This window comes from Patescibacteria group bacterium, from assembly GCA_018817715.1.
In the GTDB taxonomy this organism is placed as follows: domain Bacteria; phylum Patescibacteriota; class Patescibacteriia; order Veblenbacterales; family UBA10138; genus JAHITT01.
The window spans coordinates 251056-265580 of sequence record JAHITT010000006.1; the positions used below are offsets into that span (position 1 = coordinate 251056).

At 37.0% G+C, this 14525-nt stretch carries 10 protein-coding genes; all 10 read right to left on the reverse strand.

The features are described 5' to 3' along the window. Nucleotides 1–6: 6 nt before the first annotated feature. Nucleotides 7–1092 carry an AI-2E family transporter gene (locus KKC17_04325; GenBank protein MBU1039418.1) on the reverse strand — a complete coding sequence of 362 codons (1086 nt, stop codon included), beginning with the start codon at nt 1090–1092 and terminating at the stop codon, nt 7–9. A 17-nt stretch (nt 1093–1109) separates the two neighbouring features. After that, on the reverse strand, nt 1110–2378 hold the full coding sequence (locus KKC17_04330; GenBank protein MBU1039419.1) for an insulinase family protein: 1269 nt from the start codon (nt 2376–2378) through the stop codon (nt 1110–1112). Nucleotides 2379–2381: 3 nt separating this feature from the next. Then, nucleotides 2382–3776 carry a glycine--tRNA ligase gene (locus KKC17_04335; protein ID MBU1039420.1) on the reverse strand — a complete coding sequence of 465 codons (1395 nt, stop codon included), beginning with the start codon at nt 3774–3776 and terminating at the stop codon, nt 2382–2384. 340 nt (nt 3777–4116) lie between these two features. Beyond that, nucleotides 4117–6678, reverse strand: a complete 2562-nt coding sequence (locus tag KKC17_04340) for an ATP-dependent Clp protease ATP-binding subunit (GenBank protein MBU1039421.1) — start codon at nt 6676–6678, stop codon at nt 4117–4119. Nucleotides 6679–6680: 2 nt separating this feature from the next. Then, nucleotides 6681–7037, reverse strand: coding sequence for a hypothetical protein (locus KKC17_04345; GenBank protein MBU1039422.1), 357 nt, complete (start codon nt 7035–7037; stop codon nt 6681–6683). Nucleotides 7038–7109: 72 nt separating this feature from the next. Further along, nucleotides 7110–9011, reverse strand: coding sequence for a hypothetical protein (locus KKC17_04350; protein MBU1039423.1), 1902 nt, complete (start codon nt 9009–9011; stop codon nt 7110–7112). Then, nucleotides 9001–9753 carry a DNA repair protein RecO gene (gene recO, locus KKC17_04355; protein MBU1039424.1) on the reverse strand — a complete coding sequence of 251 codons (753 nt, stop codon included), beginning with the start codon at nt 9751–9753 and terminating at the stop codon, nt 9001–9003. The genes KKC17_04350 and recO overlap by 11 nt, the downstream gene beginning before the upstream one ends. Before the next feature lies 1 nt (nt 9754). Further along, entirely contained in the window at nt 9755–10966 is a 1212-nt protein-coding gene (locus tag KKC17_04360) for an NAD(P)/FAD-dependent oxidoreductase (protein ID MBU1039425.1), read from the reverse strand. Nucleotides 10967–11006: 40 nt separating this feature from the next. Next, the gene (locus KKC17_04365) at nt 11007–11480 is read right to left on the reverse strand and encodes a hypothetical protein (protein MBU1039426.1); all 474 of its coding nucleotides are present in this window, start codon (nt 11478–11480) and stop codon (nt 11007–11009) included. 25 nt (nt 11481–11505) lie between these two features. Next, nucleotides 11506–14427: an isoleucine--tRNA ligase gene (ileS, locus tag KKC17_04370; protein MBU1039427.1), complete on the reverse strand. Its 2922-nt coding sequence runs from the start codon at nt 14425–14427 to the stop codon at nt 11506–11508. Nucleotides 14428–14525 lie beyond the last annotated feature (98 nt).

Below are 14525 nucleotides of genomic sequence, written 5' to 3' on the forward strand. Positions count from 1 at the left end.
TAAATTTTAAACCTGCCCCTCAGCTTCAACTTTTTTGGCGGCCGCCCGCTTATCAAAAACATCAGAAAATATTAAAGCGCCAATCGTAGCCAAAGGAATGGAAATTATAGCACCCATTACACCACCTAAATTAAAACCAACCATAATAACCAGAATTGATACTATGGGGTTAAGACCAACCGACCGCTTCATTATCGTAGGCACAATAATATTATTTTCTAATTGTTGAACTATGATATAAAGAACCAAAACCATTAAAGCTTGAATAGGTGACACAGCCAAAGCAATAAAAACAGCCGGAATACCGCCTAAAATAGGCCCTAAATATGGAACAATCTCGGTTAAACCAGCCCAAAAGGCCAACACCAAAGCATATTGCATTACTGAACTAGACAAACCAATAAAATTCAAAATCCAAAATCCAAAATAAGTCATTAAACCGATTATTAACATTAGTAGTAATTGTCCGCGCAACCAGGCGCTCACCTTTACCCTAATGCGATTTATTAAATCAGCTGCGTAAGCTTGTTTAGCTTGAGGTGTAACAGAATAGATAAAACGTCGTAAACCCTGCTCATCAACTATTAAATAAAAAGTTATTACCAAAGCTATAATAAATTGAGCTAAACCGCCGAATAAACCAGCTACAGAAGATAACACTGAATTAGTGCCGCTAGCCAAAGTTGAACCTAATGATTGCAAAGCTTGCTGCAGAGCAGCAGCCACTTCGTCATGACTATTAGTTTGCAAAGCCGCCAAACCAGAAGCAATTTTATTATAGTAATAAGGAAAACTGCCAGCTAATTGAGTAAGTTGAGTAACTAAGGCTGGTACCAATAATAAAACTCCCAAAGAAATTATGGATAATAAAGCAATATAAATTATTACCACGCCTAAAGACCGAGGTACGCGATAACGATTCATCCAATCAACCCAAGGATCCAGAGCTGTTGACAAAACAATCGACAAAAGAATAATGCCTAAAATATCCAATACTTGATAAAAAACGTAAATCAAAAAAACTACCAAAACTATCCGCCATAAGGACATAAAAGATATATCTATAGTTCTTCCTTCGTTGATTGCTGTCATAAAATTATCGGTTAAATTTAAACAAAATATTTTAACATTTTTTGGCTTGATTTAAACGGCCCAATCAAAGCCAAAGTTAAACGCTTAAAATCAATTATTTTAAAGGCTGCTCTCTTAATATCCATAGTAGTCACTGCGTCGAATTCACGCAAATAATCCGGCCAAGTTTTTAAACTGTTTTCTAACAAATATTGGTGAGCCGACCACTCAGCCTGACGAGCCGAGTTTTCCATTAATAAAGTAATACTGCCCTTACCATACTCTTTAGCCTTGTTTAATTCTGCTTGGCTAACACCTTTTTTTAAAACTAACTCTAATTCTTCTTTTATTAAAGTTAGAGCTTTAGATAAACGACTTTTATCCAAACCGGCCATAATAGCAAATACCCCAGTATTATGATAGCGTTCCAGGTCCGTCCTAATGGAATAACACAAACCTTCTTGTTCCCGTAAACGCATAAATAACCGAGAACTCATGTTACCGCCCATAATAACCGATAACAGCTTAACAGCTGGTAATAATTTGTGACCAGCGCCCACGGAAGGAAAGCCCAAAGCCAGCTGGACCTGGGCTGTTTCTTTGTAATTAACCGACCAACGTGGCGAGCTATAATTAGGCTTAAAATTATTATAAACCACTTTTTTCCCTTGGGCCGATAAATGATTCAAATTGTCAGCCAACATTTTTTTTAAATTAGATGGCAAACGACCAGCTACTACTACCACCATGTTTCTAGGATTATAATTAGTCTGCCAATAATTCACCAACTGCCGACGATTCAGATCATTCACTGATTCTTTACTACCACTTACCAAAGGCGCCAAACTAGAACCCTTAAATAATTCCTGCTCTAATACGTCACCTATAAACATAATGGGATTATCTTGGTACATGTTTATTTCTTCAGCCACCACTTTTTTTTCTTTAACCAATTCCGCTGATTCAAAAATAGGACGAGTTATCATATCAGCCTGTACTTTCAAAGCCAAGGGTAAATGTTGGGCAGCAGTTTTAATATAATAACCAGTATATTCCTTACCAGTAAAAGCATTATATTCCGCGCCCACACTGTCCAAAACCTGAGTTAAATCTCGCGCCGTTGGATAATTTTTAGAACCCTTAAATAACATATGCTCCAACAAATGCGACAAACCCTGCTGATTTTTAGTTTCCAAACGGGAACCGGCTTTTACCATTGTCAAAACAGTGGTGGTGGCTGTACCCGACATCGGTGCCAACAAAATAGGTAAACCGTTTTTTAAACGGCTGTATTTTAATAAAGCCATAAATTAACTAACCAATTTGGCTTTTAAATAATCAACTAATTTTTCCAAAGTAATTCTCTCCTGCTTCATATTGTCCCTTTCTCTAACAGTTACCGCCCGATCTTGCAAAGATTCAAAATCAATAGTAACACAATAAGGCGTACCTATTTCATCTTGCCGGCGGTAACGTTTGCCAATGGATTGTGTTTCATCGTACTCTACCCGAAAATTAGGCCTTAATAAGTTTTCAATTTCCTGACTCAAAGGAGCCAGCTCCGTATTTTTAGAAAGAGGTAAAATAGCCACCTCAATCGGAGCTAAAGACACTGGTAATTTAAGAACAATTCTGGTTTCTGTAACGCCTTCTTTAGTTGTAGGCACTTCCTCTTCACAATAAGCTTCTAATAAAGTCACTAAAACAGTTCTCTCTAAACCCATAGAAGGCTCAACCACATGCGGCATTAAACTTACCTTAGTCACCGGATCGGTATAAGTTAAATCTTGATTGGCATGTTTAGCATGCTGGGATAAATCATAATCCGTCCGGTAAGCTAGCCCATAAAGCTCCTTTAAACCAAAAGGATAATGATATTCAATATCTACCGTACGTTTGGAATAATGTGCTCTTTCACCATCTTCTATTTCATGAAAAACCAACTTATCAGACCGAACGCCTAAAAACTTTAACCAATCTTTCATAACCTCAAGCCATCTGTCAAAAGCTTCGGCCCAATCTTGAGGATTCACAAAATATTCTAATTCCATTATTTCAAACTCCCGGGTTCTAAAAATCCAATTACCGGGCGTTATTTCATTACGAAAAGCCTTACCTTGTTGAGCTATACCAAAAGGTAATTTTTTTCTTAAAGTCTGCTGAATAATTTTAAAATCAGTAAACATACCAGCCGCTAATTCCGGGCGCAAATAAACTTCCGTACCTTCTTCGGCTACCGGACCCATATTGGTTTTAAACATTAAATTAAACTGCCGAACTGCTGTTAAATCGCCATTGCACTCCGGGCACTTAATATCCGACCATTCCACTGGCTTTTCTTTACTATAACCTGGCTCCAAACTTTTACCTTCTAACAAATTATCAGCCCTAAAACGCTTTCGGCATTTTTTACAATCCACTAAAGGATCCGTAAAATTCTGCAAATGTCCCGAAGCTTCCCAAACTTGGCTATTCATTATGATACTACTCTCTAAAAAAACCATATCGGCCTGTGAATAAACAAAATGTTTAAGCCAGGCCTGACGAATGTTATTTTTTAAAATCGCGCCGTAATGTCCCCAATCCCAACTATTAGCCAGTCCACCGTAAAGCTCGCTACCGGCAAAAATAATGCTCCGCTGTTTACAAAGCTGCATTACTTTATCTAACAAATTACTATCCTTTACCTTTTGATTATTAACCATAAAAATATCCGCCAACTAATGTGAATTATGGCTATACTGTAATAGATTTTCAGCCTTTTGGCAAGTTAATAAATTTTCAAATCACTTTTTTAAAACTCTCGTTTTAATCAAAATTTAAACCCAATTTAAAAATCAAAATATTAGTCAAAATAAACAAATAATATATACACCAATAACGTAATTATTATAAAAAGTACCTATTAAGAATCTGCTCTTAAAGGATACTTTTTGTGTATGCCAATCTGTTTATTTAGCCATAATTCATAAATTACGGTCAATATTTTGCCACATGGAATAAACTGCCTTAGTTTATAATTCTTAATTAAAAATTTTACTTCCCTTACAACTCCACGCCTTTTTCCACTCGGACTACGCCGCCCGGCTCCAGTACCACCACATCACGACGACGTAATTTACCAGTTAATAGATATTTAGCCAACGCACTATCCACATTATCTTGAATAGCCCGCTTTAAAGGACGAGCACCATATAACGGATCAAAACCTTTCTTGGCTAATTCTTTAATTGCTTCGGGTGTAGCCTTAAGACGAATATTTTTAACCTCTAACTGTTTGGCTAATTTATTAAGAAGTAAAACAGTAACTTTCTCAATCTCCTCTAGACTTAAAGGTTTAAAAACGACTATAGCATCAAAACGATTCAAAAATTCCGGCCTAAAATAATCTTTTAACTTTTGGCGCACCAACTGCTCCCGAATTTCTGCCAAAGATTGTCCAGCGCCCAAGCTATCTTGTATAAATTCCGTACCAGCATTAGAAGTGGCAATAATTATAGCATTACTAAAATCCACTAAACGACCATTAGCATCTTTAACCCGACCTTCGTCCAAAATCTGTAAAAAAATATTAAGCACATCGGGATGAGCTTTTTCTAATTCATCCAACAACAACAAACAATAAGGATTCCGCCTAATACTTTCCGTAAGATACCCTTCACCTTTCTTACCCTGCGGAGCGCCTAATAACAAATGAATACTATCCGAAGCTTGATACTCCGACATATCTAATCTAACCATTTCTTTATCACTACCAAAGTATTCACCAGTAACTACCTTGGCCAATTCAGTTTTTCCCACACCAGTCGGCCCCAAAAATAAGAAAGAGGCTACCGGTTTTTTATCGTCCCGCAGATTAACCCTGGCCCGACGCAAAGCTTCGGCTACCAAACGCACCGCCTCGTCTTGACCAATAATTTTACGATGCAATATTTCTTCCAAATTAATTAATTTGGCGCTTTCTTGTTCTGTTACCTGAGTTAAGGGCACATGAATCTTACCGGCTAATAAACTGGCAATATCCTCACCTTTAATGATTGATTTTTTACCACGTTGCTCCCTAATAAAAACCGCTGTTTCATCACATAAACTCATAGCCTTTTCTGGTAAGCGCCGGTCGGGCAAATAACGCTTGGTCAACTTAACAGCCGTTTCCAAAGCGCCATAACTAAAATAAACTTGGTGTTTATTTTCTAAACGAGGCACATATGATTCCAAAACCTGTATAGCCTCATCATCCTCTTGTTCATTAACTTCTATTTTTTGCAAGACTTGTCCTAAGGCACTATCTTCAAAATTATTATTCCAATCAGTCTGACCAATGGTCGCCACCACCAGTAAACCATATTTAGTAATAGCGTTAGCCATCATATCAGCCAAACTAACCGCTTCCGACCCTTGGCTAGTAGACCCCAACAACTGCCCAATATTTTCCACCACTAAAACAATATTACCAGCATGAACTGCCTCCATTAAAGCCTGCCATAAACGTTGAGCCGCTTGATCAGCTGAAGTATTGCCCAAAAGTTGTGGTAAAGATAAGGTAACCAACCTTTTATCTCGCAAAATAGGTGGCACCTCATCCGCCGCCATAGCTTGAGCCAAACCTTCCAACAAAGAAGTTTTGCCAACTCCAGGATCACCAGTTAAAACAACGCTATGCGACCCGCCTTCTATTAAACGGTATATTTCCTCCACTTCTTTTTCCCGACCAACACAAGGGGCTAAATAACCTTGAGCGGCTAAATAGGTTAAATCCCTACCTAAATAATTCAACAAGGGCGTAGCCACAGCCAAATAAGCCCTGTCCAAAGATTTTTTAGGTCTTAAACCAGCTAACTTCAACTGCCTTTGTCTTAATAATCTTAAGCGGCGCCGTAAGCTAAACCAAGCTGTAATATTAATAATTGATTGAGTAGTTACTGACATTTCTTCCCAAACATCACGGATATTACTTTCGCTTTGCGATAAAGCCACTAACAATTCCGTAACCTCTATTCGCCGACTGTGTCTAGTCAGGGCTAAAGTAGTGGCGGCCTGCCAAACTTTTAAACTATCAGCTGACAAACCAACCGCCTTGGAACCAGCAGTCGGACAATCATTTAAAACTTTTTTTAAAACAGATACAAATTTTACATTATCTAAACCTAAACGTCCTAACACCCGACCAGTCGTTGAATCCTCCAGCGCCCCAGCTAAAAAATGAATCGGCTCTACTTGCGAATGTTTTAATTTACCAGCATAGCGATAGGCTTTTTCCATAACACGCCAACAACCTTCACTTAAATATTTATCAACTTCTATTAAACTGGCCGAGGCTGGCAAAACTGGATACCAAGTATTTTCTCTGTCTATCCTGTACCAAACGTAACAAAATAACAAAATAGCCGCCCAAAAAAACTTAGCGCCAGTAGCCGGTGGCAATATAATTTGCCAACTAATATAACCAACAACAGCAATAATCGATTGTAAAAAAAATCCCAAACAAACTAAAGCGGCTAATAAAATTAATAAAACAACCAGACGATAAATTAAAATCTTCCAACGCCGGACTGTTAAAGCGTTCAAGTTATAATTTTTTTGCCAGATTATTTCTAAAACAGACATAATTAAATTAACAACCAATAAAAGGAAACGGGTAACAGTAAAAGCCAAAGTAATATCAATAACAAATACCAAACCACTATAACAACCAAGCGGATAATCTTAACCAACAAAATTAAAAAACGAGCCAATAAACTGATTAATCGACCCTGCCAGGAATAATCTTGATACATTGGCTTAAAAAAACTACGAACAAAAAGACCAAGGGCTAATTTTTGTCGATTAATCCTAAAAGATCTCCAACACCAAACTGCCACCTTAACCAAACCTTTTGAATACCACCAGACGGGAAAACGAATAACATCCAACAAAAATTCCAGCGGGATACTCATAAGTTGTCTAGCGGCCATATAATCTGCCATATGTTTCAGTGTAACTAGTTTTATACCTCAAACTAATAAATTTTATTATTTCTTTAATCTTGATTTTTAATTTTATCTAACTACTACCCCCTTACCTTGAGCAGCCAAATCATCTTCTAAATCAGTTGTAACTAATTTACTAGTGGCTATAACATCGGCTCCAGAAAAAGAATCCCGCCCGCTAGCTGTGCTAGTTTTAATAAGTACTAATATTTTATCAGCATCATACTCAGCCGGTGTCACAGCCACCTCAAACGAAGCCTCTGGCGCTGGTGATATATTTCCCGCCCAAGCTACTACCTTATCCAATCGCCAACTTACTTCTCGAGTATTCGGATTATAAGCCACATTACCTAAACTAGCCGTTGTTTGGCCGGTCCAACTAACACCTAAAGGTAAGGTAGCGGTTATTTCCGCTTTTTCTAAATCATTAAGGCTGTTGTTTAAACGCCAAAATAAAACATAAGTGGTCGTTTGATTCACCTGAGGTGGTAAGGGTCCCGAACCTAATTTAATAAGCTGGTCAGTATAATACCGCCCCTCAGCCGATAATTTTAAAACCGTATTAATTTTAGTGGTAATTACATTAGACTCAGATAAAACCGGCTGTAAATCTTTATCCCTTAACTGTTGTCCGGAAGCTTTAGCCTGGGTATTAAAACTAGCAGCTGTTCTTATGCCTGCTGGTAAAACCGATTTCAATTTTATACTCCATTTCAGAATAGCCCGACCGCCTGGCTGTAAAGCTTGTAAACTGGCTAATTCCCGTCCGGTCCAAACTATGGTTCCCTCGGCTCCCTCTGGCCGACCACCGCCTTCATCCTTCAAAGTAAGCCAATCCAAATAATTACCATCTATTTTTATTTCTACATTAAGATCGGTTACCGGCTTATCACTTTCGTTGGCTAATAATAATTGATAAGACATTTCCTGGCCTAAATCAGCCGAGCTTTTTAAAACTACATCGTTAACCGTTAGACTCACCTTAAGTTGCGGTTTAATAACGTTAACTTCTAAAATTTTTTCTTCTTGAACTATAAACTCAGACTGTTGACCATTTACACCCACTGCCAAAGCAAAAGGTTGTTCGCCAGGTACAGCGCTTAAGGTAAAACGTCCTTTAAATTCCACAATTGATTCTTGATTAGGCTCTAAATCGGGTAACAACCAAACATTATTACTGTAATCAGTTTTAATTAATTCTGGAATAGTTAATTCAAAACCACCAGGCGAAACAAACCTAATTAATAAACCACCAATCTCTTCTGAAGAACTATTACGATAAGTGGCTTTAAACAAAGCTTCTTGATCCAAAACCAACTCTTTAGGACCGGTTACTTCTAAATTTATAACTGAAGCTATTAACTCCGTGCCAAAACTTAAACTTTTAGAATATTGCGCCCGAACATTATCCGGCTCATAAGACAACAAAACTCCAAAATTTTTAGTTTCACCAACCTGACCAACTAATTGACCTTTTATAATTATTTCGCCTTTAGTTTTACCAGCAATCGTTGGTAAAATAAAATTAGTTCCTCCTTCGTTAACCGCCATAGGTTCAGACGCCATAAAAGTAAAACCATCCGGATAGCGTAAGTTAATATCAATAGCTTTAAGACCAACTGTTTGGTTATTATTATAAGTTAAACGATATTCCACTGTTTGCCCGGAAGGCACAGCCGAAGGACCAATTAATGCAAAATCTATCGCTTCTTCACCAAATTTATCAGCCCCACTAAAAACAAAAAAACCCGCCACAGCTAAAACTAAAGCGGTTGTTAACAAACCAATTAAATACCACCAAAAACGACGGCGCTTAGCTTCTTTTAAAGCCTCCGGCAAATCAACTTCTCCTGAGCGATTATAAAAATTACCTAAAGCCTGTTCAGCTTGTTTTAGGTCTTTAGCTTTGCTAATAGCCGACTGATTATCAGCTGGCGAGATGGTAAAATCGTTTACTCTACTAGGTTTCATAGCGTAATAAATTACGTAACACTTTTAGTGTAGCAATTTCTCGACCAACTTGGCCAGAAATATAATTAACTAAAAAAGGCAAAATGCCCGCCGCCGCCTTATCCTCAAAATTGGAATTATTACGACTAACCAGACCTTGTAAACCACTAACTGATAATAAAACATTTTTTTCTCCTTTACTTAAACAACTTTGATGATAAAAACCGTGCTGGACCCAGTTGTAAACTACTGGATTAACCAATTCTTTTTTACATTTATCACAACGGCTTAAGGCCACAGCTAAACCTTGGTGCTTTAACAAATGTAAAATATAACCAGCTAAAAGTTCTTTAGCTGCCGGACGCCAAAGCTTAACTTGTTTAGGTAAATAACTAATTAATTTAAAATATTTTTCCAATAACTCCAAAAGATAAGGATCACTTTGTCCCGGCTCGGTAAAAATATCCACTAATTCTAAAAGAGTCTGGCTCAAAATTAAACTAGGTAAATAATAAGGTGGCTTTAAATAAATTTCTTCCAAGCGCACCGAAGCTAAATGGTCGAATTGTTTACCATGCGCCCCCATTAAATAAATCTTATGACCCGGCCACAAATGTCCAGCCATTTTAGAAATAATTTTTTGGCTACCAGTGGCTAATAAATTTATTTTTCCCTGCTTTTCGGTTAAAATCGTATAAAGCCTATCCCTTTCTTTAAAGGGTCGCATTTTAATAACAAAAGCAGAAGTTAAGTAAGTGGACATTTTATTTAAAAAATATTTTAGGCAACTTCCGACTTAATAACCAAACTAAACGAGGCACCTTTAACATTAACTCATATTGATAATTAAAAAATATATCAAAAGCATCTGCTGGAGATAGTTTACCCAAACCCTCTATTAAACTATCCCAATCATCGTCAGTAAACTTATGATAAACTAATTTTGAAATTAAATAAGATTGATACCAACGTCTAGCAAAAATTTCTTGCCATTTAGTTTGATAAATATTCTTTAAAAAATTATTATCTTGCTTATTTTTAATAACTTCATTAATACTTTGAGCCGCTAAACGACCGGCTTTCATGGCATGACGAATTCCCTCATAAGCCAAAGCATTAGCTGTAAAAGCGGCATCACCTATTAAAATAATATTTTTCTGCCCATGATTTTTAACACCCGAATTCACATATCCACCACCACCATGTATTTCAATTGGCTCTAATTTTTTGGTATGCTCAAACTTCCTTAAAAAATTTTTTAATACTTCCTTGGTATTGTATTGCTTATCTAACTGCCCAATGGAACCAATCCCTATTTTAGAAGCTTTATTATCTTCCATAGGAAATACCCAACCATAACCCTGAGGCGCTTGGCTACCAACAAAAAAAGCCAACGTCTTTATAAAATTTTTCGGAATAGCAGTCACTTGGAGCTCAATTCCGCTAACTATATCATCGGCCAACCGATTATTAATATTTAATTTACTGTTTACAAAACCCCAATGACCGGTCGCATCCACAATAAACTTGGCTCGAACTTCTCCTTCTCCCAAAACACCTTTGTATTTAATCCCCACATAATTATCTTCCTCCTTTATAATTTCCATAGCAGCTGTTCCAACCATAACATCCGCCCCAAAATTAACTGCCTCGTTAACTAAAAATCTCTTCAAATCCGCAAAATTAAAAACATAACCTCTCGGATCATCATATTCCCAAATCGCTTTTTTATTTTTTGATTCAAAATAAATTTTATTCCAACTAGCCGATAAAACCGACTGCGGCAATTCAAACTCTGAAATAGTTTCTTTAGTGGTCCCTGCTGTAGAATAATTAGGTTCACCAATTTCTTGAGAATGTTCCAATAATAAAACTTTATAACCCATTTTGGCTAATTCTCTAGCGCATTGACCACCAGCCGGACCGGCACCAATTACTATAACGTCTATATTTTTTTGATCAACAGCTTCAGACATTTTAATAAAATTAAATAAATAACTGTTACAATACTACATTCTAAGAATTATTTTTTCTTTTTTCTAATATTTCCTTGAGCGCTGCCCGCAACATTTGCTCACTATTTCTGCTTTCTAATTTATTACTTAATTCATGAATTTCGGCAAAAGCCCCAGGCCTTTTTCTATCAAAATTTTCCAAATCTTCTATTTCTTGTTTAATAAACTCGTCAGACGCATTAGCGTACCTGGCTTCCATCTTACTAACATAGTCTTCCCACTCCTGTTTAATTTTTTTAATTTGTTCAGCTGTTGGCTCTACTCCAACACTACCATTTTCCTGAAAAACCAAACCAGCTCCTTCTTTTAACATTTTTCTCTTGTTAACTTCTCTGTCAATTTCCATCATCTGCTCCTCAGTATACGGCGCCGACCAGGCCTTTTCTTTTCTAACCTGTTTAAGTAAAACTAAATCCTCAGATTCTTCCTCCTTTTTTATTTCTGGTTGATTGATTGTTGGTTTTTCAAAATCCATAAAACTAATAACTAATGATAAAAAATTATTTTTTAATTTCCACGGTAATAATCTGTCCCTCAACTTCCACTTGCTCTGACAAAGGTTGGTCAGTAAAAAACACGGCTTTAGCCAAAATAGAACGTTTTAACCATTCTTGATCAGCCTTACTAACAACTTCTTTTAATTCTATTGAACAACTAATTTTAATTTCTACCAGATCATTTATGGTTAATTTCAGTTTCTTTCGCAAAGCATTAATCTGCCTAATAAATTCCCTTTGCAACCCTTCTGCTTTAAGTTCAGGGGTAATATTGGTATCTAGATTGACTGATAATTCCCCAACTGAAGTAAGGTCCACTTCTTTAACATTTATTTCGTCTTCTATTATATAATAATATTCTGATGATAAATCAAAACCAGTGATAGTAAGTTTATTTAGGGGCTGACGAATTTTTATTTTAGCCTCAGCTCGTTCGGCCAAAGCCAATTCTACTATTTTCCTTAAACCCGACATTTTGGTTAACATTTCATTATCAAACTTGGACAACTCATTACTTTGAGGCCAAACCGCCAAATGAACAGACTCTAAATCACCCTTTATTTTTTGATAAATATTTTCCGACAAAAACGGCGTAAACGGCGCTATAAGCAAAGTAAGCTGGTACAAAACATAACCCAAAGTACTAACAGCCGCTTGTTTATCCGGGCTTTCTTGCTTAAACCGATCGCGACTTCTACGCACATACCAAGTAGACAACTCGTTGATAAACAAGGACAAACTGCGACCAGCTTCGGTAACCTCGTATTTTTCCAAATTATCCGTGACTTTATTTACCAACTGCTGTAATAAGGCCAAAATCCATTTATCCAAAATATTATCAGTTGTTGGTTTAACTTTGGACAAAACCGCCTCAGCCGAGTACAACTGATAAAAAGACACTACGTTAAGCAAAATTAAAAAATTCTTTTTTATCACTTCCGCCACGGCCAGCGGGTCAAAATTCTTGGGTTCACCCGGCTGGTTCATAGTGTAAAAATGCCAACGCACCGCATCAACTCCGAATTTTTCTATCATTTCCCAAGGATCCACAATATTGCCTTTGGATTTAGACATCTTTTGCCCGCGCTTATCGTTGATATGGCCTAAACAAATAACATTTTTATAAGGCGGAGTTAAATTATCTTCCTTTAATTCTTTTATGGCACCGGATTTTTTAAGCAAAGTAGCCACCGCCAGCAAAGTGTAAAACCAACCTCGGGTTTGATCAATCGCTTCGGCAATAAAATCAGCCGGGTAATGGTTCTGTAAAGCCTCAGCACTTTTAGGTTTATGCGGATAACCCCACTGAGCAAAAGGCATACTACCGGAATCAAACCAACAATCAGCCACTTCTGGCACCCGTTTCATAATTCCGCTACCGCATTTTTTACAAGCCCAAGACACCTCGTCTATAAACGGCCGATGAACATCAAAATCAGCTGCTAAAGATCGACTGGATTTTTCGCTTAATTCCGCCAAACTACCTATTACTATTTTATTTTTACAATTCAAATTATCGCACAACCAAATAGGTAGTGGCGTACCCCAATAACGTTCGCGCGAAATAGCCCAATCCTTTATACCTTCTAGCCATTCACCAAAACGACCGGATTTAATATGCTCGGGTTGCCAATTTATTTTGGCATTGGCTTGTTTTAAATCTTCCCGCAAAGCCGACATCTTAATAAACCAAGACGGCTTAGCATAATAAAGTAAAGGCGTAGAACAACGCCAACAAGAAGGATAATCATGTTTGTATAATTCCTGTTTAAACAATAATCCTTTATCTGACAAAAAATTGATAATACTTTCTTCAGTTTTATTATCTTTAACAAATTGCCCGCCTAACCCAGGTACTTCTTCAGTAAATAAACCATTATCATCTACGGTATGATGTTTAGGTAACCCTACTTGATTGCCCAAGTTAAAATCGTCCTCACCGTACATAACAGCTGTGTGCACTACACCAGTACCATCGGTCGTGGTAACAAAATCAGCTGCGTAAACCTGATGCGACTTATCATTTTGCAAAGCTTTAACATTAAACAATGGTTCATATTTTAAATTAATCAATTCATTACCTTTGTATTCATGCACTTTTTCAATGGCTTGGCCAACTAAAACTTTATCTACCAAATCCGCAGCCAAAATTAAAAGCTCTGGCTGGTTATTTATTCTTACTCCCACATATTTTATATCTTCCCCCACCGCCAAAGCTACATTTCCTGGCAAAGTCCAAGGCGTAGTGGTCCAAGATAAAATATAAGTATTATCATCAGCTGTAAAATTGCCTATTTTTTGCCCAGACTCAACTTTAAATTTAACATAAACCGATTTGTCCTCAACTAACTTATAACCCTGGGCCACTTCGTGGCTAGACAAACTAGTACCGCATCTGGGACAATGGGGCACCACTTTATAATCCTGATATAAATAACCAGCCTTATCCACCTGCTGTAAAATCCACCACAAACTTTCTATATAACTGTTATCGTAAGTAATGTAAGGATTGTCTAAATCCAACCAAAAACCCATGCGAGTGGTTAACTTTTCCCATTCGCTTTGATATTTCCAAACATCTTCCTTACATTTAGCATTAAATTCTTTAACGCCGTATTTTTCTATATCCGGTTTGCCCTTAAAACCCAATTCCTTTTCCACTTGCAATTCCACTGGCAAACCTTGTGTATCCCAACCAGCCTTACGCTCCACCAAATAACCTTGCATGGTCTTAAATCTGGGTATTAAATCCTTAAATGACCGGGCCAATACATGATGAAGCCCAGGCTTACCATTGGCCGTAGGTGGACCTTCAAAAAAAACAAAACTGCCTTGAGGGCTGTCTTTTTGCAGGGTTTTTTGAAAAATTTTATTAGCCTGCCAAAACTTTAAGATTTCTTGTTCAACTTGGGAAAAATTTAACATAATTAAAGATATTATACTTATTTTTGCTAATATTAGCAAACTAAAAAACCTTAACCCATTTAAAATGGCTTAAGGCCTAATAACCAACCTTTTTCTTT